Source organism: Synechococcus sp. 63AY4M2, assembly GCF_002760475.1.
In the GTDB taxonomy this organism is placed as follows: Bacteria; Cyanobacteriota; Cyanobacteriia; order Thermostichales; family Thermostichaceae; genus Thermostichus.
The window spans coordinates 1,624,473-1,645,959 of record NZ_AXUX01000001.1 but is presented as its reverse complement, the minus strand read 5'-3'; the positions used below and the strand labels follow the sequence as shown (position 1 = coordinate 1,645,959).

At 61.2% G+C, this 21,487-nt stretch carries 14 protein-coding genes; 6 read left to right on the top strand and 8 right to left on the bottom strand.

Features of this window, described 5'->3' with window-relative positions:
- Window positions 1–24: 24 nt before the first annotated feature.
- From SYN63AY4M2_RS07300 to purM, 3 genes are all read right to left on the bottom strand, one after another.
- Window positions 25–810: an ABC transporter permease gene (locus SYN63AY4M2_RS07300; protein ID WP_011431651.1), complete on the bottom strand. Its 786-nt coding sequence runs from the start codon at window positions 808–810 to the stop codon at window positions 25–27.
- Entirely contained in the window at window positions 807–1,817 is a 1,011-nt protein-coding gene (locus tag SYN63AY4M2_RS07295; protein ID WP_099812663.1) for an ABC transporter ATP-binding protein, read from the bottom strand. Before SYN63AY4M2_RS07295 ends, SYN63AY4M2_RS07300 begins: the two co-directional genes overlap by 4 nt.
- A 202-nt stretch (window positions 1,818–2,019) precedes the next feature.
- Window positions 2,020–3,075, bottom strand: coding sequence for a phosphoribosylformylglycinamidine cyclo-ligase (gene purM, locus SYN63AY4M2_RS07290; protein WP_011431653.1), 1,056 nt, complete (start codon window positions 3,073–3,075; stop codon window positions 2,020–2,022).
- 145 nt (window positions 3,076–3,220) lie between these two features.
- Between purM and SYN63AY4M2_RS14360 the strand changes: the two genes are divergently transcribed.
- On the top strand, window positions 3,221–4,324 hold the full coding sequence (locus SYN63AY4M2_RS14360) for a septal ring lytic transglycosylase RlpA family protein (protein WP_011431654.1): 1,104 nt from the start codon (window positions 3,221–3,223) through the stop codon (window positions 4,322–4,324).
- Here the strand turns inward: SYN63AY4M2_RS14360 and SYN63AY4M2_RS07280 are convergent, their stop codons facing one another.
- From SYN63AY4M2_RS07280 to SYN63AY4M2_RS07270, 3 genes are all read right to left on the bottom strand, one after another.
- Window positions 4,325–5,347, bottom strand: coding sequence for a response regulator (locus SYN63AY4M2_RS07280; RefSeq protein ID WP_011431655.1), 1,023 nt, complete (start codon window positions 5,345–5,347; stop codon window positions 4,325–4,327).
- An 11-nt stretch (window positions 5,348–5,358) separates the two neighbouring features.
- On the bottom strand, window positions 5,359–8,391 hold the full coding sequence (locus SYN63AY4M2_RS07275; protein ID WP_228375379.1) for a PAS domain S-box protein: 3,033 nt from the start codon (window positions 8,389–8,391) through the stop codon (window positions 5,359–5,361).
- Between the two features lie 195 nt (window positions 8,392–8,586).
- Complete coding sequence (locus tag SYN63AY4M2_RS07270; RefSeq protein ID WP_011431657.1) at window positions 8,587–9,585, bottom strand: ribose-phosphate pyrophosphokinase; 999 nt, start codon at window positions 9,583–9,585, stop codon at window positions 8,587–8,589.
- A gap of 119 nt (window positions 9,586–9,704) precedes the next feature.
- Between SYN63AY4M2_RS07270 and SYN63AY4M2_RS07265 the strand changes: the two genes are divergently transcribed.
- The 5 genes from SYN63AY4M2_RS07265 to SYN63AY4M2_RS07245 all read left to right on the top strand — a co-directional run bounded on the left by SYN63AY4M2_RS07265 (window position 9,705) and on the right by SYN63AY4M2_RS07245 (window position 19,646).
- Window positions 9,705–11,237 (top strand): ATP-binding cassette domain-containing protein, encoded by a 1,533-nt coding sequence (locus SYN63AY4M2_RS07265; RefSeq protein ID WP_099812659.1) that lies wholly within the window; start codon window positions 9,705–9,707, stop codon window positions 11,235–11,237.
- A 131-nt stretch (window positions 11,238–11,368) separates the two neighbouring features.
- Window positions 11,369–16,036 (top strand): TM2 domain-containing protein, encoded by a 4,668-nt coding sequence (locus SYN63AY4M2_RS07260; protein WP_099887298.1) that lies wholly within the window; start codon window positions 11,369–11,371, stop codon window positions 16,034–16,036.
- 114 nt (window positions 16,037–16,150) lie between these two features.
- Entirely contained in the window at window positions 16,151–17,437 is a 1,287-nt protein-coding gene (gene rodA / locus SYN63AY4M2_RS07255) for a rod shape-determining protein RodA (RefSeq protein WP_346426050.1), read from the top strand.
- Between the two features lie 349 nt (window positions 17,438–17,786).
- The gene (locus tag SYN63AY4M2_RS07250; protein ID WP_011431661.1) at window positions 17,787–19,013 is read left to right on the top strand and encodes a cysteine desulfurase family protein; all 1,227 of its coding nucleotides are present in this window, start codon (window positions 17,787–17,789) and stop codon (window positions 19,011–19,013) included.
- Window positions 19,014–19,046: 33 nt separating this feature from the next.
- On the top strand, window positions 19,047–19,646 hold the full coding sequence (locus SYN63AY4M2_RS07245) for a CPP1-like family protein (RefSeq protein ID WP_099813293.1): 600 nt from the start codon (window positions 19,047–19,049) through the stop codon (window positions 19,644–19,646).
- A gap of 159 nt (window positions 19,647–19,805) precedes the next feature.
- Here SYN63AY4M2_RS07245 and SYN63AY4M2_RS07240 read toward each other — a convergent pair whose 3' ends face one another.
- Window positions 19,806–20,552, bottom strand: coding sequence for an isoprenyl transferase (locus SYN63AY4M2_RS07240; protein WP_011431663.1), 747 nt, complete (start codon window positions 20,550–20,552; stop codon window positions 19,806–19,808).
- 5 nt (window positions 20,553–20,557) lie between these two features.
- Entirely contained in the window at window positions 20,558–21,481 is a 924-nt protein-coding gene (cdaA, locus tag SYN63AY4M2_RS07235) for a diadenylate cyclase CdaA (protein WP_011431664.1), read from the bottom strand.
- Window positions 21,482–21,487 lie beyond the last annotated feature (6 nt).

Here is a 21,487-nt window from a genome sequence, read left to right as displayed (position 1 = left end):
CACCGCACTCCTCCCAACGCAACCCTAGCTCTGCTGCCAGCGCAGGCTTTCCACCGATTGCACCGTGGCAAACAGCCCCAGCACGATGATGCTGAGGAAAAGGACAACACTGCTGCTGCTGAGGATCCCTTGCACCCAGTTGCTGTACTGCTGCAGCAGCGAGACATGCCTCAGAGTGGCGGCAATCCAGTTGCTCTCCTGGCCGGCTGCCGCGTCGATGACCCAGAGCAGCAGGATCAGCCCAAAGGTAGCCACCGCCGCAATAAGGGTGCTGTCGGTCAGGGAAGAGATGAACAACCCCAGGGCCATGACGCTGCCGGCCAGCAGAGCAAGCCCCACATAGCCCATCAGGGTCAGGCGGTAGTCCACTGCTGGGTTGGCGCTACTCAGCACCAGCACGTGGTAGACCAGCGGCGGCAGCAGCAGCGTGATGAAAAACACCCAGACCGCCAGCCACTTGCCCAGGGCCACCTCCAGGTTGGTGATGGGGGAAGTGGCCAGCAGCTCCATGGTGCCCCGCCGCCGCTCCTCGGCGTAGGAGCTCATGGTAAAGATGGGCAATAAAAATAAGGAAAGCGTGCCCAGCAGATTGAGAAACTGCTGCGACAGGATGGTGGCGGCATCAAAAGGGTTCTCTTGGCCAAACTGGGCAAAGAGATCCACCTGCTGCGAGAAGTTGATCACCCGCACCAAGATGTTGACGAAGAAAAACCCCGCCAGTCCCCAGAACACCGCCGCCACCACGTAGGCAATGGGGGAGGTGAAGTAGCCGCGCAGCTCTTTGCGAAAAATGGCAACCACGCCGTTCATGCCGCTTCCTCCAACGCGCCTTCGGATCCCTCTTGGGTAGTGAGCTGCAGGAAAATCTCCTCCAAAGAAGCCTGGGGACGGCCGATCTCGTAGAGGTCGATCCCCGCCTGTACCAGGGCCCTGGCCACCTCCGGGATCCAGCCTTCTGCAGAAACATGGCTCTTCAGGTGCACCTGCCAGCGAGGGGGATCGGATCCCAGGGCCTGCAAGCTCACCACCTCCACCTGGGGCAGGTTCTGCAGGGCCGCTCGGATGGCCGTTTCCTCAGGAGCGCCCACCACCAGCTTCGCCTGCTGCCGATCCTGAAGCTGGGCCGTCAGCTCGGCGGGCGTGCCAATGGCCGCCACCTGGCCGCGGTTGATGATCACCACCCGGTCGCAGGTCATGCTCACCTCCGGCAGGATGTGGGTGGAGAGGATGATGGTGTGCTCTCCTGCCAGGCTCTTGATGAGGTTGCGCACCTCGATAATTTGCTTGGGATCCAGCCCAATCGTGGGCTCGTCCAGGATGATCACCGGCGGGTCGTGCACCAGGGCCTGGGCCAGGCCCACCCGCTGCTTGTACCCCTTGGAGAGCTTGCGGATCAAGGTGTGGCGCTTGTCTTCCAGGCTGCAGCGGCGGATCACCTCGTCCACCCGTCGCGGCCGATCCCCGGCGCTGACCCGTTTGATCTGGGCGACAAAGTCCAGGTAGCTCTCCACCGTCATGTCCGGGTAGAGGGGCGGGTTTTCTGGCAGGTAGCCGATGCGCTGCCGCACCGCCATAGGGTTTTCATGCACATCGAACCCGGCCACCCGCGCCGTCCCCTCGCTGGCAGGCAAATAGCCAGCCAAAATGCGCATAGAAGTGGTTTTGCCGGCGCCGTTGGGCCCCAGAAACCCCATGATCTCGCCGGCGTTGACCTGGAAAGAGATGTCGCGGATGGCTGTAAAGCTGCCGTAGGTTTTGCTCAGATGTTCCACTTCGATGGCAGCCTTGGTTGCAGGAGCAGTGGATAAACCTGTCATCGGCGGCTCCTAACCTAGAGGGTCAGCGGGAGTTGGCCAACAGCCCAAGTCCGGAGATGGGAAAGCGCGCAGCCCTTCTCTTGTGAAATAGGCGGAGGTTGAGAGCAACAGAGGCAGCAGCGCCGAGGCCATCAGCAAACTTAGCACAGCAGCGGCAGGGATCCGCAAACACAGCCAGCTCCTTCCCCCCTTTGGTGGGGACTCAAGGTACCAAGGATCCCCACTCCTCCAGCCCCAAGACCCGGCTCTCCCCTGGGCGGGCCGGCACCACCTCGCCAATGGGAAAGGCTTCGGGGAGCAGGGATCTCAGCCGATTTTCCGCCTCAGGAGGGATCACCAGCACATAGCCTACCCCCAGGTTGAAGGTGTTGAACATCTCCAAGGTCTCCACTTGGCCTTGCTCCTGCAGCCAGAGAAACTCCGGTGGGATGGGCCAACTGTGGGGCTCTAGCCGCGCCGCCTGCTCCGGAGCCAAACAGCGGGGCAAGTTTTCTGGGATGCCGCCGCCGGTGATGTGGGCCATGCCGTGGAGGGGGATCCCTGCTGCCTGCAGCCGCTGCACTGCCTGGACATAGATGCGGGTGGGAGTGAGAAAGACCTCCGCCAAAGGCCGATCCCAGCCAGGGGGTTGGTGATCCCAAGGCCAGCCCCGCTCGGCCACAATGCGCCGCACCAGGCTAAAGCCGTTGCTGTGCAACCCGCTGCTGGGCAAGGCCCACAACCGATCCCCAAGCTGCACCCGCGAGCTGTCGAGAACGTCTGCCCTCTCGACGATCCCGACGCAAAAACCCGCCAGGTCGTACTTGCCGGGCGGGTAAAACCCCGGCATCTCTGCCGTCTCCCCCCCCAGGAGTTGGCAGCCGGCCTCCTGGCAGCCCTCCAAGATGCCGTCGATCACCTGCCAAAGCGCTTCCGGCTCCAGCTTGCCGGTGGCAATGTAGTCCAGGAAAAACAGCGGCCTGGCCCCCACCGTCAGCACATCGTTGACACACATGGCCACCAGGTCGATGCCCACGCCGCGGTGCTGCCCCCACTGCTGGGCGATCTCCAGCTTGGTGCCCACTCCATCAGTGCCGGCAACCAGAACCGGGGCCCGGTAGCCCGCCGGTAGCTCCAACAAGCCGGCAAAGCCGCCAATGCCGCCCAAGGTTCCTGAAGAACCTGAAGACTGAGCTTGAGAGCCTTCAACGCGCTCCCGGATCCCCTTGACAAAAGCGCGTCCGAGTTCAATGTCAACCCCTGCTGAGCGGTAGTCCAAGATGCCGAAAATCCTTATGCTGACGGGACTTGGGCTTTTGCCCTTGGCCGGGCAAGCTTGTCAACTTCGAAACCTATGGTACATTAACTTCTGTTTTACTGTCGCATTGGACGTTGTACAGGAGTTTCGAGAGGAGCGCGGCCTCATGCGAAATTGGAAGCGGCTTGGACAGGGACTGGCTCCCGCCCGCCAAGTGGGCTTGGTCGGCTGTCTCTGTGTTACGGCCTTCAGCTTGCCGGCAGGTATGTTGGGCAGCCCAACCTCGCGGGCGCAAGCCTCAACTCGCAGCGGCTCCCCTAGTGCCAGAGCAACCCAGCTATCCCCCAAAACCCACTCCCTCTCCCCGGCAACTGACCTTGTCTCTCCCCCCCAACCCAACGCTCCCCCGCCAGCCAAACTCGGCACCTTGAACCCCCAACACTCGCAGTCTCTTTCCCTGGCTCGCCGGGCAATCCCTTCTCGGCCAATGGAAGAGCCCATCCTCAAGATCGGCGAACAGGAGCAGTCGTCCAGCCAGCCTGTCTCCACCCTCTACGACTACCAGATGGACGGGCGGCAGGTGGTCACCGTCTACGTTCGGGATCTCCCCGTTGTCAGCTTTGTCGAGCAGCCCGGGTTGGAGTCGCCGCTGCTGCGGGCCAGCTCCCTCGTGGCCCGGCTCAACCAAATGGCCCAGGGATCCCTGAAGGACACGACCATTACTCTGGCTTGGGCAGAGCCCCAATCCGGGGATCCCCTCTACGCGGTTCGGGTAAACGACGAGGAATTGCTGCGCATCGACGAAGGAGTGCTGCTGCTGGATAACCAACGCCCGGTGGATACAGCGGTTTTGGCTGCCAATCGTCTGCGCCGTCTGCTGCTGGATGCCCCTCCTCTTGCCCCTTCGGCCCTGCCCCAGCCGGCCACCCTGACTGCCGCCAAAGCCACCGCTGCCCGCCGATCAGAAACTCAGGCCCAGGCGCAACCGGACTCTGTCCGAGTGGTCGGGCCTGTGCAAGAAGGGATCGCCTCCTGGTATGACCTGCACCCCACCCGCCACGAGATGACAGCTGCCCATCCCACCCTCCCCTTCGGCACCGAGGTGCGGGTAACCAACCTGGACAACGGGCGCCAGGCTGTCGTGCGCATCAACGATCGCGGCCCCTTCATCCCCGGTCGGATCATCGACCTTTCCCTGCGGGCGGCGGAGGCCCTGGGGATGGTGCGCTCGGGGCTGGCGCCGGTGCGCCTGGAAGTCGTGCAGCGCTAGCTAAGGCACGGGCGAAAAGCGCTTGGAATCGGGCGAGTAGTGCCAAGCAATGCCGTCCGGATCCCGGCTGCGGCTCCACTCGGGAAACCCACTCTTGAACTTCCAGTAGGTGATGGCGGAGACCACCACCCCCAGCCGCTCTGCCAACTGAGTTTGGTTGAGGGGGCGCAGCGTCGCCCGCGGCACTGTAATCGCCTCCTCGGCAGCGGCAGGGCTGGGCGGCGGGGCAGGACAGGCCGCCGCTGCGGGGGGCTCGGAGAGGGTAGCCGTAGCTGTGGCTGGCGGCTTCTCCCCTTCTAGCAGGCGACTCCGGCTGGGCTCCTGGGCCCGCAACAAGCTAAACTGGCTCAGCAGGCCGACATTTTCCAGGTTTAGCAAATCTTCCAGGTTAGAAGTCTGATGAATCAGTTCCAGCTCGCGGTGAAACTCTTCCTCCAGCACCCGTAGGTAGTGCTGCCGCTTCTGCTCCGACTCTGCCTCCTTGAGCAATCCTAGGGCAAACTTGAGGTTCGAGAGGGGCTCACTCAGATCTTGCAAGAACTTCTTGAACAAAGTGCCCTTGACCTCTGCAAACTGCTGCAACTGCTGCAGCTTCTGTCGCAGCTCCTCCAGCCTTTTCTCCTCCAGCCTGCGGCTTTCTAGGCTCTGCCGGTGGTTGTGCAAGGCAATTTCGATGGCGGTGTAGAGCTCCCGCTCTTTGAAAGGTTTGATGATGTAGCCAAAAGGCTGTGTCTCCTTAACGCGAGAGAGAGTGTCCTCATCAGCGTAGGCCGTCAGGTGCACCACCGGAATGTTGAAGCGCTCGGCGATCCGCTTGGCGGCTTCAATACCGTCGAGATCCCCTTTCAAAACGATGTCCATCAAGACCAAGTCCACCGACATTTCCTCCAGCCATCGGATCGCTTCTTCGCCAGAGGACGCGATGGCCGGCACCGCATAGCCAAATTTTTTCAGGACGTTGGCGATATCCTTGGCGATGATCTTCTCGTCTTCGACAACCAGAATGCTGCCTTTGGCAAGCATGGGAACTTTCTTCAAGGCTGGCTCCTCGGAAAGGTAATGATGAAAGTGGTACCCGACTTGTTTCTCAATTCTATCTTGCCCTGGAGCTGATCGGTGAGAGTTGCAACCAGTTGTAAACCCAAAGATTGAGTTTCCTTGAAATCGAAGTTGCTGGGCAGGCCAATGCCGTTGTCAGAGACGCGCAACTGAGTATAAGTACGGGTTTGCTTAAAGTGGACGTCGATCTGGCCGCTGCGGCCTTTGGGAAAGGCGTATTTGAGGCTGTTGGTGACCAGCTCGTTGATGATCAGGCCACACAAAACTGCCTCATCGAGGTTGAGGCGGATCCCTTCGGCGCGGATGCTGGCGCGAATGATCTCGGGGTTCACGCCGTAGGAGTGGAAAAGATTAGAAATTAAATTGTGGAGGTACTGCCTCAAATCCACAGCAGCCAGGTTGTTGGACTGGTACAGGCCCTCGTGGATCAAAGACATCGCCTGAATGCGGCTGCCGGCGTCCTTAAAAACGCGGGCATACTTGTGGCTTTTGATTTGATCCGCCTGGAGCCGCAGCAGGCTGGAGATGATTTGCAGGTTATTTTTGACGCGGTGGTGGATCTCCCGCAGCAGAATCTCTTTTTCCTGCAGGGCCGCCTGAATCTGCAGCTCCGCCCGTTTTTCTTCGGTAATGTCTTCAGAGATGCCGATGATGAAGAGGTTTTTGCCTTCGGGATCCCGCACTGCTGAGACTGCCAGGCGACACCAAACCACCTTGCCGCTGCGGTGGATATAGCGTTTTTCCAGGTGGTAGCGATCCCGTTGGCCGTTCAAAACTTCCTGGAAGAGTCGCCAATCTTCCTCGAGGTCGTCCGGGTGGGTGAGGTCGCAGAAGCTCTTGTTGACCAATTCGGCGCCGCTGTAGCCAAGGATCTCTTCCAGGGCGGGGTTCACCTTGAGGTAACGGCCCTGCCTATCGACGATGGAAATGCCCAGGGCCGACTGCTCAAAGATGCCCCGCAAACTCAGCTCGCTTTGGCGAAGGGCTGCCTCGGCTTGCTTGCGCTCGGTAATGTCCAAAATTTGGCTGAGAAAGTAGCTGGGATCCCCTTGGGCGGTGCGCACCAGGGTGATGCGGAGAAGGGCATAGACAATTTGCCCGTTCTTGTGAATGTAGCGTTGCTCCTGTTCGCAGTGGTGCACCTCGCCGGCCAGCAGGCGGTTGGTGCTCTCCAAGGTGACGGCGATGTCGTCGGGATGGGTGATGTCGAGGACGGTTTTCCCCTCGAGATCTTCTAGGGTGTAGCCCAGGGTTTCGGTAAAGGCGGCGTTGATTTGAAAATAGGTGCCATCCAGGTGGGTCATGGCCTTGGCGATGGGGGACCACTCAAAGGATTGGCGGAAGCGTTCTTCGCTTTCTTTGAGGGCCACTTCTGCCTCGACGCGGGCGCTGATGTCGATCACCTGGTTGAGAAACTGGGTGGGCTGGCCGGCTCCATCGGTAAGCAGGGCGGCCTGGAACAGCACATGGACAACTTGGCCGGAACGGTGGATGTAGCGAATCTGCCGCTGGCTGATGGAGACTTTGCGTGTCAAGAGAGCCTCGTTAGCCGCCAGCAGTTGGTTGACATCGTCGGGGTGGAGGATGTCCAGTTGTTGCCGACGCTGCAACTCTTCGGGGGTGTAGCCGACGATCTGGGCAAAGGCCTCGTTGACCTGGATAAATCGCCCCTGCAGATCCACCAGAGCAATGCCGTTGGGAGCCAGCTCAAAGATCTGCCGGAAATGATTGGCGCTCTGTTGCCAGGCTTGCTCTATACGACGACGTTCGGCTTCCAGTTGCTTGGACTCGGTGATGTCTTCGGCGATCCCTGCCACCCGGTAGACCTTGCCCTCTTTGTCGAGGATGGGAAAGGTGCGTTCTCGCAGCCAGAGGAGGCGGCCATCGGGGCGGCAGAGGCGAAAAACCACATCGGTGGGTTGGCCCTGAAGTTGGGCTTGAAAAATGGCGGGGAACAGCCAGCGATCGTCAGGGTGAATGCGGCGCATCCAGGCCTGGGGATTGGCGTAGGCCTCTGCAGGGGAAAGGCCCCAAATGGCTTCACAGGCGGGGCTGACGTAAATCAGCTCTTTGCCGCAGAGCGTTGAAATCCAAAACAGTTGCTGGCTGTTCTCAGCCAGTTGCAAAAAACGATGTTCGCTCTCTCTGCGGGCTTCTTCCAGTTGCTGTTGCCGTTCTTTAAGCTGGCGGGAGGCTGTAATATCGGTAACAAACCCTTCAAAATAGAGGGGCTCCCCCTGCTCGTTGTACAGGGCGCGGGCGTTTAAAGAAATCCAGATTTTTTTGCCGTCCTTGCGGCAGACCTGCTGCTCCGCGTGCACGACCTGGCCTTCCTTCAGCATGCGCTGTACGAACTCAGATCGCTGCTCTGGATCGCCGTAGATCTGAGTGCCGATATCGGAGACGTGGCGCATCAAATCTTCCGGGGATTCGTAGCCGAAAATATGGGCCAGAGCCGGGTTGGCCACCAGATATTTCCCTTCTGGAGTGGTTTGAAAAATCCCTTCGACGGCGTTCTCGAAGATCGGCTGGTAGCGGGCGGCGGTGCTGCGGCTGTGCTGCAGTTGCGTCTGGAGCTGCTCGAGGGCTTGTCGCTGCTCCTGGGCCTGGAGCAGGATGTGTCGCAGGCTAAGGGCGATGAGGTCGATCTGTCCCCGTTCGGGGAGGCTCAGTTGGCGGGGGCGCCCCCCCAGCAGGTAAAGTGTTGCCAGCCGCCTCCCTCCCTCATCCAGCAGGGGAAAGGCTTCCTGAAAGGGCCAAGATCCGCCGATGGGGTTGGGCGGCTCGTTGCCGGGGATCTGCTGGGGGTTGGGGTAGAGGATCCCTTTTGCAGGCGAGTCGGAATGGGATCCCGGCTGGACCAGTTCTAGATAGACCCAGGGTACGTTCAGCAGTTGCCCCAGCAATTGCAACAGCGGGTACAGCGCCGCAGCGGACTCTGTCTTCAGTTCAGTTGGAAGGGACAGCTCTTCCCTGGCGGCGGCCTGCCCGGCAACACAACCGTTCACAACGGATCTTGGTGACCTAGAAATGGGAGGCGACATGGGAAAAACTCGGCTGGGAAGCTAGCTCTACCCAGTCCATCAGGATAGATGGGGGGTACCTGTTGAGTTGGTCTTCACAGGGCAAAAAGCAAGGGATCCCCTCCAGGTACGCCCGTTCTGCACCCCCTATCTATACTTTAGCGATGCTCTGGAGAAACTTTAGTGAAACATGCTGCTGACGGAGCTGTCTTCGTGAATGCGCCAGATCGCTTCTCCCAGCACGCTCGCCACCGAGAGGACGGTTAAGCCTGGAAAATGCCGCTCTGGAGGGATGGGGATGGTGTTGGTGACGATCACCTCTTCAAACAGCCCGCCCTGCAGGCGTTCGATGGCGGGATCGGAAAAGACCGGGTGAATGGCGCAAGCGTAAACCGCCTTGGCTCCCGACTTGCGCAGCAACTTTGCCCCTTCGGAAATGGTGCCCGCCGTATCGATCATGTCATCCACAAGGATGGCGATTTTACCGCGCACATCGCCAATGAGGTTCATGACTTCCACGTCGTTGTGAGCCTGGCGGCGCTTGTCGATAATCGCCAGCGGGGCTTCCTTGAGTTTTTTGGCAAAGGCGCGAGCCCGCGCTACTCCCCCTACATCGGGAGAGACGACCACAATATCCTCGTCGAGCAGGCCTTTTTCTTTGAGGTAGGCCTGCAGAACCGGCTGGGCATAGACGTGGTCGAGGGGGATGTCGAAGTAGCCCTGGATCTGGGCCGAGTGGAGATCCATGGCCAGCACCCGGTGGGCTCCCGCCTGGGTGATCATGTTGGCCACCAGCTTGGCGGTGATGGCTTCCCGTCCGGCGGTTTTGCGGTCGGCGCGGGCGTAGCCGTAGTAGGGCAAGACGGCGGTGATCTGGCGGGCCGAGGCGCGGCGGCAGGCGTCGATGATCACCAACAGCTCCATCAGGTGATCGTTGACCGGGCGGCAGGTGGGCTGCACCAAGTAGACATCGGCACCCCGAATCGACTCCTGAATTTGGATGTACAGCTCGCCATCGGCAAAGCGCTTGCGCAACATCGGGCCCAGATCCATGCCCAAGTAACGCGCCACCTCTTGAGCCAGAGCCGGGTTAGCGCTGCCTGAGAAGATTTTGAGGCGGTTGCTATCCGAGATGGGTGGCAGGGGGGAAGGGCGAAGAAGGGGTGCAGGGCGAACCACAGATCGATGCTGAACTCGTCCGCAGCCAACGCCTAACGGCGAGCTGTCGCTATCGTAGCACCAGCACTTGCAACCTCAGCAACTGTATTCTTGGGGATTTTCTGGGGAGGCAGGTTACTATGAGCAGAATGAAGGTCGAGCTGCTGCACATCCACAAGCGTTTTGGGGCGGTACAGGCGAACCGCGATGTGTCCTTGCGGGTGGAGGCGGGCACAATCCACGGCCTGCTTGGGGAGAATGGGGCCGGCAAAAGTACCTTGGTCAAGATCCTGAGCGGCTTTCTGCGCTGCGATCAGGGGGAGATTTGGATTGATGGGCAACCGGTTCGCATCAACAGCCCTGCAGCGGCCATTCGTCTGGGCATTGGCATGTTGCACCAGGATCCCTTGGATTTTCCTTCTCTGACGGTACTAGAAAACTTTATTGCCGGGCAGCGGGGGCGCTTGGGTTTGGGGCTGCGAGAAAGCCGGAAACGTCTTGAGAAAGCCTGTGAAGAGTTTGGTTTCAACCTCAACCCCGATGGAGCCATCGGCAGCTTGACGGTGGGGGAACGGCAACAACTGGAAATGCTGCGGTTGCTTTCCCTGGGGATCAACACCTTGATTTTGGATGAGCCAACGACGGGCATTTCTGCAGCGCAAAAAGATCTTCTGTTCGCGGCTCTGAGAAGGTTGGCGGAGCAGGGCAAATCGGTGATCTTCGTCTCCCACAAGCTGGCCGATGTGGAGTGCCTTTGCGATCGGGTGACGGTGATGCGGCAGGGGGAGGTGGTAGGGGAGCTGCCTGTTAGGGGTGAAGACATTGCCCTGTTGGAACAGCAGTTGATCGATTGGATGTTCGGGCGGGAGTTGACACCCCCAGCTCGGCCCCATTCTCCGCAAAGGAGAGCGGATCCCCTGTTGGAGTTGCGCTCCCTGGTGGTGCGGCATGAGCCGTTTGCCTTGGCTTTGCCAGATCTGGCGGTGCAGCCGGGGGAAGTGATTGGGTTGGCCGGTTTGGAAGGCAGTGGGCAACGCTCTTTCCTGCTCACCTGTGCAGGGTTGTTGCCGCCCAGGCGTGGCCGGATTCTGTTGGGGGGGCAGGAGATGACAGGCCGTCCTTACGGCGACTATCTGCGCTGTGGGGTGGGGTTTTCTCCGGCGGATCGGCTGCGGGAAGGGCTGATCCCCGGCTTAACCTTGCAGGAGCATTTTGCCCTCCAGCAGCAGGATCCCTGGATCAACTGGGCTCTGGCCCGTCAGCAGACCCAAGCGGCCATCGAACACTTCAGCATTCGGGGTCACCCCTACAGCCGGGTGGAGCAACTCTCGGGGGGCAACCAGCAGCGCAGTCAGTTGGCTCTCTTGCCCACACCCCTGAGTCTTTTGCTGATGGAGCACCCAACGCGAGGGTTGGACATCGAGTCGGCGCTGTGGGTCTGGGGGCAATTGCTGGAACGCACCCAAGCGGGTACGGCTATTCTTTTTGCCTCGGCGGATTTGGACGAGATCCTGCAGTACAGCGACCGAGTGATGGTGTTCAGCGGCGGACAGGTCTCGGAACCCATTCCGGCGGCGGAGCTCACCGTTTCACGCCTGGGACAGATGATGACGCTTCCCGTCTTGCGCAGCACTCACAGCGGCGAGATCCCAGGGATCCCGACTGAGGTTTAGAGGGCTGGTCGCATCAGCAGGAACTGACACTCTGCCGGAGCAAGAGAAGGATTTGAGAACAGCATGGCAACCGGACAGAGCAAGGCTTAGAGTAGCAGTAGCCCCAAGCCTTTTGCTCAAGGAATCTGGCCATGGGATCCCAGGATCACCTCTTGCCTCCAGGAGCAGAGGAGCTGCAATCTGACCGCTCGCCCTCCTCGGAGCAAGTCCTTTTGGAGCTCACCGTTCAGGGATCCCGGCAGCAAGTCTTGCAGGGTTTGCGGGCCTGGCTGGAGCTGAGCTTGCTGACTCCAGAGCACTTTCGCTTGCTGGTGGAGCAGTATCGGCTAGAGGGGGAGGAACCAAGGTCAGCGGCAGTTTCCCCCAGCGACGAGATCCCGGCTCGTCTTGGCTCGGCCTACGTGCTCTGGATTTTGGGTTTGTTTGGCATCTGTGGCCTGCACCGTTTTTATCTGGGCCGCTGGCGGACGGGTTTGCTCTGGCTGTTGACCTTTGGGCTGCTGGGGATCGGTCAGCTCCTGGATTTGATTTGGATCCCAGGGATGGTGCGAGAAAGAAATGCTCGCCTGGCCGGATCTGGGGTTGAGGAACCTGCGGTCGAGGGGGGAGAAGAGCCCCAAGCTGCCCCTCAATCCACTCGCGCTACTCGGACGGAGTCCTTGCCCCCCCCTACCTCGGCGCTGGCTGTTTTGCTGCGGAACTTGCTGTCAGAGCTGAGCGTGGCTTGGCTGTTGCTGCTGGGCCTGTTTTTGGTGGTGGTGTCCTCGGGGGTGCTGGCGGCCAGCCACTGGGAGCAATTTTCTCCAACTGCTCAGTATGGGGTGCTCTTGGCCTATACGGCGGCTTTTGGGGTAGGTGCTGGATGGATCCAACGGCAGGAAGGGCTGCGTCTAACCGGTCAAACCTTGGAGGCTATTGCCCTGCTGCTGGTGCCGGTGAACGTGTGGGCCCTGGATGGGCTGGGGATCCTTTGGGGGATCCGCATCCTGGCGCTGGGCTTGCTGCTGGGGATCCCGTTGACGGCTGAGGGTCGGGTGCGCTCGCTGGGTTCAGGTGCCGGCTTTCGCGACAGCGGTGTGGAGCCCAATGCCTTTTACGGAACCTTGGTGAACTTTTTGGCCCTCTCTGGCTTGCACGCTTTCTGGAGCTTGGGGCCGCAGGAGCTTCGCCCTGCTTTTGTCCTGGGGATCCTGTATCTGGGGATCCTCAGCACCGTGATTTACACCTGGAGCCGCCGGTCTCGGGAATTACGGGGCTCCAAGATCTGGCTAATCGGGGCTGCCGGATCCCTGTTAATCCTACGGGGGCTGCTGTCTGGGCATGTCCAAGTGCCGCAGTTGGGGTTGGCGGTGGCCCTATTGGGTTGGCTAGCAGCGGAATGGCCCCAGGGATCCCCGGACGTCGTAGCAGAAGGCGCTCAGGAGGGGATGCTCTCCCGCTGGTGGGAGGGGAGCTGGGTGCTGTTGGTGGTGGGCTGGCTGCTGGCTGCCATTGGCTTGGCGGAGAGCCCTTTCAGCGGCTGGCAGTTGCTGGGGATTAGCCTGCTGGGGATCCATGTCTTAATCGGGCGCTTGCGCCGACACACCCAGTCGCCCCAGCGGGACGAAGTCCTTAGGGTGCATTTGACGTTGCTGTTCTTGCTGGGCCTGGAAACTTGCTGGGCTTTTTGGCAGGTGTGGCCAGCAAGCTGGCGGCAAGAGGTTGTAGCTACAGTAACCAACTGGTTTCAGCCCCTTGATTCCCCTTGGGGCTTGCTGGGGTTGGCGCTGCTGCCCTACGAGGTGCTGTGGCTGGGGTTGGCGGCCCGCTGGCAGAGGAGCGGTCCAGAAGCCGGTGAGACAGGCTTTTCTGGGCTGGTGGAACCAACAGAGCGCTTGGTTTTGGGGCTAGGGGGATCCCTGCTGCTCTTGAGCCTTCCCTATCCGGCCATTCGCTTTTGGCACTTGCTTTTGAGCGCCGGGATCCTGGCCTGGTGGCTACAACAAAAGTCCAGATCAGGAGAAACTCCCAACTTTCTTTGGGTACTCCTGACCCACGCCTACGGAGTGGGGGCGCTGCTGGCCGGGATCCGCTGGCTTTTGCCCGACTTGTTCGCGCCAGCGGTGCGGAGCACTAGCCTGTCCAGTTGGGGAGTGGTTCTGCTGCTGGTGGGCCTATTGCAATGGGCAGGGCGGGTAGCTCTGGGTGGGTCAGAGCGCTTTTTTTGGGGAGTGCCTGCGGAGCTGTGGCAGCGAAGTGCAGATGGCATAGGGCTGGTGCTGGTGGGATCCAGCTACTTGGCGTTTTTGCTGCAACGGCTCCCCGAGTTGTCTGCGACGGGTGAACAATCCTTTGGCTGGCTGTGGCTGCTGGTGCCTCTTGTTTTAACGGCAGCTCAGGTATTGGCCCTGCCCCCCCTGGAGTTCATGCCCCGCTGGCTGCAGATCCCAGAGCAAGGGGAGGTGGGATTCCTTTCCTGGCGGCAGGGGATCCCGGAGCGCGGGTCTTTGCGTTTCCCGGCAGTTCTCTCCCTTTTGCTGGCCCAGTTACTCACCTTTGGAAGGCCGGGGGTTGAGTTTCTGGGTCTGGGCTTGGGGTTGCTGCTGATGGCCACTCAGGTGTGGGTGTGGGCCTCTTTCCCCTCCGCCGACCATGAGCTCCACACCGCCAACGCAGTTGTTCCAGCAGAGGTGCTGTTGACAGTGACGTTTGGCTGGGGGTTCGGTCTGGTGGGAATCCATCGGCTGTTCCCCGCTTTAACGGAGTCAGAATGGCTGACGGCCTTGGGGGTGCTGCTGTTGTTCGCGACAGCGGTGCGGAGCACTAGCGGCTGTCGCTACAGCCTAGGGACTCCGTTCCACTACCTCTCTCCCCGCCTTCGGGCAGCTTACCGACCGGTGCTGGATGGCTTTGGCTTTCTGCTGGGGATCGTACTTTTACTTTCCCTAACGTTGCAGACATTGCAGCCAGAAGCAGGTCGCATCGGTGGTGGAAAGTACCTGGATTCCCCAGTGGCTCTGACCCTGGCCTCTGGGACTGTCCTGGTGGCCATTGTTTTGCGGCTTTGGGTGGAAGTGGCTCCCGCTTTTTATCGCGACGGCGGTGTCCATCCTGCTGGCTTGGAGAGCGAAAGCCCGTCTCCTTCCAGGGCGGAGGATGTCTCAACTGGCGGCAGCGGTCAGGAGGCTTCGTCGGCCATCTCATGGTCTGTAATGGAGGGGCTGTCCTATGGGCTGATCTGGGCTTTGGAGCTGTTGGTGGCAAGCGGCGTGTTGTGGGCTGTGCAGGGATCCCGTCCTGTTGCCCCTCTGCTTGCCGTCATCAATCTAAGCCTGGGGATCCTCTTTTGGATTGGGCCGGAGAAACTCCTCTTTGAGCGGCCCGATCGCGCTGGTGGGACGGAGTCCTCAGGGGGACAACTCCTGCAGCGGGTCAAGGCTCTGAGTTGCTGGGGGACAGCGCCGCTGATCTATGCCGGCTTGGGCTGGCTGGGATCCCATCTCGAACTCGAATGGAGCGAGCTGACAGGTCTGGGCAGCTTAGGTCTCTCCATCGTGCTGCTAGGCGTGGGGCGCCGACAGTCACCGGAGCAGCACCCCTGTCGCGAACAGGAAGGCCCTCCTCCTACCAACCGGAAGGGGATCCTGGGAGCTTTCGGAATATCGCTGGCGGCCTACGAGAGCTGGGTCTACTTTCTCGGCCAGCAAACTGGGGAATTCTGGGAGGACGAAGCGGCGGTGCTGACAGCTTTGCTAGGGCTGCTCTTGGCAGTGGGCTACTGCCTCTGTCCATCTTGGCTGGTGGCGACCCTGCGGCTGAAAGCGGCCTGGCTGCAGCGGATAGGTGCCGGCAACTGGGGCTTGGCCAGCCTCGCCCTTTGGAGTTTCGCTCTCAGCCCTTGGGGGAAGGGGCTCTGGGTGCTGACGGGATCCGGCCTGGTGGCCTATGCCGCCGGACAGGCGAGAACCTCAACTCTAGAATCTCCAACAGAGCAAAATTGGGTGCCAACGGTCTGGGGTTACCTCAGCGCATGGCAGGGGGCTGGGGTTCTGCTGGGCGGTGTGTTCCTGGGGCTGCCGCAGCTATCCATAGCGCGATGGGCCGGATCCCTGCTCTGTGGGCTGGGGCTGGTTTACCACGGCTTGCCCTGGCGACGGTGGGGCTGGCCGGCGGCTCCTTGGCAGAATACAGCCTTGGTGCTGCCCCTGGCCGCTTTTCTGGTAACCGCGGGAGGAAATAACACCCTTAATCTGCTGCTGGGGGCAACCTACTATGCCCTGCTGGCTATCTGGAGATCCCAAGTGCGCCTGGGCTATGTCAGCCTGTTCTTGAGCAACTGGATCCTGTGGAATTACGGCTGGCATCAGGATTGGGCTTCCCTGACGTTCTATGCCCTGCCCCTGGTGGGATCCCTGCTCTATGTGGCCCAGGTGGATCCGGGATTACAGGAAGCCAGCGGGCGACAGGGGCGGCATTGGCTGCGGCTGGTTTCCTTGGGCACATGGCTGCTGGTGGTGCTGGTGGAAACCCACGGGCAACGGTGGACGGGCTTTTGGCCGGTAGGGTTGGGTTTGGCCTTGGGTCTGCTGGGCTTGGCCTTGCGGGTAAGAGCCTATCTCTTCGTGGGCACGCTGGCCTTTGGGCTGGGGATCCTGCGGCAGGGATGGCTGTTGGTAACAACTGATGCGCTGCTGCTCTGGGCCACTGGGATCCTGCTGGGCCTGCTTCTGATTTGGACGGCAGCCAATCTTGAAAGGCGTCGAGAAGAGGTGGGATCCCGCCTCTCCGCTTGGCTAGGGCAACTGCAGAGCTGGGAATAGCTCCCCCCGTGGGAGAGGGGTCGAGAGTGAGCCAGTGGGGCAAGGGGCATGTCAAACTGGTGCTGGCCTTGCTTTGGAGGATGGGGTCTATTGCTGGGCAACGTTGACCCAAAGGTGTCTTCTCAGCCTAGGTGGAAAAAGCTTCTGCGGCAGATCTTGGCTCCTTGGCGCGAGTTCGATGGCATGTTGCTGGCCACGGTGCTGGCCTTGACAGGCATCGGCATTCTTGCCATCCGCAGCGCAGTCTGGGAGCGTCCCATCAGCTACTATTGGCTGCAGCAGTTGATCATGGCCGGGATCAGCCTGGTGTTTTTGGCGATGGTGGCGCGGATCCCCTATGAGCGGCTGCTGCGCTGGCACTGGTTTACCTATGGCCTGACCTTGGCGGGCTTGGTTGCAGTGCTCTTTTTCGGCACGGCAGGAGGGGGGGCGGAGCGGTGGATCTCCATTGCCGGCGTCCAGGTGCAGCCTTCCGAGTTTGCCAAGTTGGGGGTCATTATTACCCTGGCGACCATTTTGCACCACTGGCCGATCAAATACTTCAGCCAAATTTGGGTGGCCGTTGCCGTCATCGCCCCTCCTTGGGTTTTGATCTTCCTACAGCCCAACTTGGGCACGGCCCTGGTGTTTGTGGCCATCTTGCTGGCCATGCTCTACTGGGCCGGGGCCAAGGGCAGTTGGATCCTTTTGCTGCTGTCGCCGGGGGTGGGGGCCATCCTCTACGGCCTGCACACCCGCCCCGAGCTGAGCTGGATGCTCTGGGTCTGGCTGATCTGGTGCTTGGGCATGGCGAGCCTGGCGGCTTGGCGGCTGCCTTGGCGGTGGACAGGAGCGATGACCTTTGGAGTGCTCAACCTGCTCTCCGGGCATCTGGGCCAGGCGGCCTGGCACATCCTCAAGCCCTACCAGCGGCGGCGGCTGGAGATCTTCATCGATCCCATGCAAGAGCCCTGGGGATCTGGCTACCACCTGATTCAGTCCCGCATCGCCATCGGGGCCGGCGGGCTCTGGGGCCGTGGCATCCAGCAGGGCACCCAAACCCAACTGGACTTCATCCCCGAGCAGCACACCGACTTCATTTTCTCGGCCATTGGGGAAGAGATGGGCTTTGTCGGCACCCTGACGGTGCTGATTCTGTTTTGGATTCTCTGTGCACGGCTCATCTGGATTGCCCAGGGGGCCAAGGACAATTTTGGCTCCCTAATTGCCATCGGGGTGCTGGCCATGATCCTCTTTCAGGCAGTTGTCAATATCGGCATGACCATCGGCCTGGCCCCCATCACCGGCCTGCCCCTGCCTTTTTTGAGCTATGGCCGCTCGGCTCTGCTGACCAACTTTCTGGCCATTGGCCTGGTGGAATCGGTGGTCATGCACCGCCAACGCACCACCTTATTCAGGTAATTTCAAGAGTTTTCTTCCCCCTCCTTTTCTGGCGACGCTGGCTCAGGTCGGTAGCCATGCCGCTCCGCAGCGCTCTCCTATCCGCGCGCAACGCTGCTGACGAGCCAGGGATCGACCCCTGCTTCTACTCCCTCCTAGTCTTTTCGTCCTCTCTCCTGGAGGGCCCTGGCGCGGTTGAGATCTCGATGCACCTACCCCACTTGCCTATGCGGTGGGGTAGTCAGACGCTGCCCAAAACCCCCTCCCGCCTAAAGAGCTGGCACGACTGCAACGCCTGCGGCAAGGGGTGTAAATTGCCAACGCGCCAGCACTAAGATGGGGACATCGAGTCCTGGGTTGTCAAGCTCCCATGTCGCCTCTCGATCCCGCGCTTTACTTTGACCACAGCGCCACCACTCCGCCTCGGCCGGAGGTGATCGAGGCCATGCGGCTGGCGATGCAGGAAAGTTGGGGCAACCCCTCCAGCTTGCACGCTTGGGGCGAACGGGCGGCCATGGCCATGGAACGGGCGCGGCAGCAGGTGGCCGAGCTGCTCAACTGTGAGCCGGAGACGCTGCTGTTTACCTCCGGCGGGACGGAGTCCAACAACCTGGCCCTGTTTGGGGTGGCGCAGCGCTACTCCACTCCCCAGCACCTGATCATCTCCAGCGTCGAGCACGCCTCGGTGGAGAATGCCGCCCGCCGCTTGCAGGCCCAAGGCTGGAAGGTAACCCGCCTGCCGGTGAACGCCGCCGGCCAGGTGGATCCCCAAACCCTGCTCCGGGCGCTGCAGCCCACCACCGTGCTGGTCTCCATCGTCCACGGCCAGAATGAGGTGGGATCCCTGCAGCCCATTGCCGAGCTGGGCCGCCTCTGTCGCCAGGCGGGAGTTCTCTTCCACACCGACGCGGTGCAGACGGTGGGGCGGATCCCCTTGGATCTGGCGCAACTGCCGGTGGACCTGCTCTCCCTGTCTGGGCATAAGCTTTACGGGCCGCAGGGGGTGGGGGCGCTCTACGTACGCCCGGGGGTGGAGCTGCAACCGCTGCTGCGGGGGGGCGGGCAAGAACGGCGGCTGCGAGCTGGCACCCAGGGGATCCCTGCCATTGTCGGTCTAGGGGTGGCAGCGGCCTTGGCAGCCCAAGAGCTGCAGCAGGAGACGGCCCGCCTGCGGCAGTTGCAACGGCAGCTGGCCCAGTTGCTGGCCTCTGTGCCAGGTTTGCGGCTAACTGGCCCCTCGGATCTGGAGCAACGCCTGCCCCACCACCTCAGCTACTGCACTGCCGCCATGCCGGGGAATGTGCTGGTGAGGGAGATGAGCCGCCAGGGGATCGCCATCAGCGCCGGCTCTGCCTGTAGCAGCGGCCAACGGATCCCCAGCCGCATCCTTTTGGCCATGGGCTATTCCGAGGCCGAGGCCCTGGGATCCATCCGCCTCAGCCTGGGCAAGGCCACCACCCAAGCCGCAGTTGAACAGGTGGCGCAGTCGCTGCGGGCTCTTCTCCTCTCGGCTGCGGGCGCTGGATCCCTTGAGGAGAAGGCAACCCAACCCCTGCCAGCGGCTCCTGCCGCTGAATTGGCGGCTGGGCTAAGGTGATAGAGAGTTACAGGGCTGGTCGTTATGGCTGAGATGAGTCCCTATCAAGTGTTGGGAGTCAGCGAAGAAGCCTCCTTTGAGGAGATCCAATCGGCGCGGGCACGGCTCCTGGCCAGCTTGGGTGCGGATGAACAGCAGCAGGAGCGGGTGGAACAAGCCTACGACGCCATCCTGATGCAGCGCCTGCGCCTGCGCAAGGAGGGCAAGATCGCCGTCCCCGACCGCATTCGCTACGCTGAACAGCGGGCTGCCCGTCCAGAGACAGAACCGAGTTTGCCCCGTCCCGCTGCCCAAAATCCCCCCTGGATCAGCCGCTGGCTGGATAGCCCCTCTGCCCCGGATATGCTCTGGCCCGCCGTGTTGCTGGGAGGACTGGTGGGTTGGGTTGTCTTGGCTCCCGATGAGTATCCCTCCCTGCAACTGGCGCTGGGGCTGATGGCCTGTATCTATTTCCTGTACCGCAAAGAGCGCCGCTTCCTTCGCGCTTTTCTCTTGGCGCTGGCAGGACTGAGCCTGGGACTGATGTTGGCCTACGCCATTGCCCTTCCCCTCACCGGCGGCGATGCCCCCGGCGCCCTGTTGGTGGGGATCACGTTTGCGGTGATGTGGCTGGTCACCAGCTTTCTGCGCTAGCTGGGGGGCTTCAGGTACACATTCCTACATATGTGCTGCCTGTCCATCTAAGTCGTTCCCTAACTCCCCTCTCCCTGAGGGAGAGGGGTTGGGGGTGAGGGCAGGAGCGCTTGGGTCGGCCCCTAGTTGGATTTGACCAGGCGGGGATCCGTCAAGGTCTTATCTGCCGAAGCGCCGCTGCCGCGACTGATAGCTGAGCAGGGCTTGGTGAAAGGCGGCGCGGTCGAAATCCGGCCAGAGGATGGGGGTGAAGTACTGCTCGGTGTAGGCCATCTGCCAGAGCAGGAAGTTGCTGATGCGCATCTCGCCGCTGGTGCGGATCAACAGGTCGGGATCCGACAAGCCAGTGGTGTAGAGAAATTGGGAAAAGAGGGCCTCGTCGATCTGATCCGGTTGCAAAAGCCCCTGCTGCACCAGGGTGGCAATCGAGCGGCAAGCCTGCACGATCTCCTGTCTGCCGCCGTAGTTCAGGGCCACCGTCAGGCAAATGCCCTCGTTGTGCTGGGTGCGTTCCACCGCATGCAGGATCGTGTCCTGCAAAGATCGGGGCAGGGCCGACAACTGGCCGGCAAACTGGATGCGCACCCCCTGCTGCACCATTTCCGCCAGTTCCTGCCACAGCACCTGCTCGAACAAGGTCATGAGGAAATCCACCTCCTCGCGGGCGCGGCCCCAGTTCTCCGTGGAGAAGGCGTAGGCGGTGAGGAGGGGGATCCCCCAATCGTGACAGCAGCGGAGCAACTCCTTCAAAGCCGCTACCCCGCGCTGATGCCCGACACTGCGGGGCAAGCCTCGTTTTTGCGCCCACCGCCCGTTACCATCCATGACCACTGCCACATGGCGGGGCAATAACTGCGGATCTAGGTCGGCAGGCAACTGCAGAAGATGGACAGGAGAAAGGGTCATGCGGATCAGTCTTTAGGAAGGGTTTTCTCAGGTTTGCGAAGGAGTTTGGCTAGATCTGGCAGGGATCCCCACCAGCGCAACAGCCCATTGTGAATCCACGGGTGGGCCCACAATCCCTGCAGAGGAGCATCCCGTTTTTTGGCTTCGCGCGGATGGCGCAACCGCTGCACCAGCAGTTCGTGGAGCTTGGCACTGGTCAGAGGTCGCTCGAGGCGTCCGCCTTCTGCCAGTGAGATGGATCCCGTCTCCTCTGAGACCACAATACACAAGCAATTGGCCTGTTCTGTGATCCCCATCGCCGCCCGGTGCCTCGTGCCCAGTTGGCGAGAGGCAGTTCGCTCCGAAACCGGCAGGATCACCCCTGCCGCGCGAATCCGATCCCGATGGATAATTACAGCCCCATCGTGCAGGAGCGTCGAGGTCTGGAAGATCGTCTGTAAGAGCTCCCGGGACACCCGCGCCTGGAGAGGAACCCCTTTATCGGTGAACACCCGCGAGTCAATGGGCTGATCTGGCTCGATGACAATCAGCGCCCCTGTCCGATTTTGGGAGAGTTCTCGCACCGCCTGCACCACCTCCTCCACCAAATCCTCCTTAGGGTCATCCTCGTCATCGTCTGTGCTGTTCGGCCACTCAACGCAGATGGCCCTCGCCAGTTGCTCCAGGAGCCGCCGAAACTCCGGCTGAAAGAGTACCCCCATCGCCACAGCCGCGGCCAGGAGCAAGCGATCCAAAATCAGGTGCACCAGCGGCAGCGAGGCGGTGGCCAGATACAGGACCAGCAGCACCATAAACCCCCGCACCAGCACCCCGGCCCGGCTCTCGCGGGTGTAATAGAGGGCCAAAGCCAATAGCAAGACGGCCAGAGCCCAGTCCAACAGGCTGAGAACATTAAATTGCTGTAGCCAAGCCCATAAGGCCGCCAGCATGCCGAA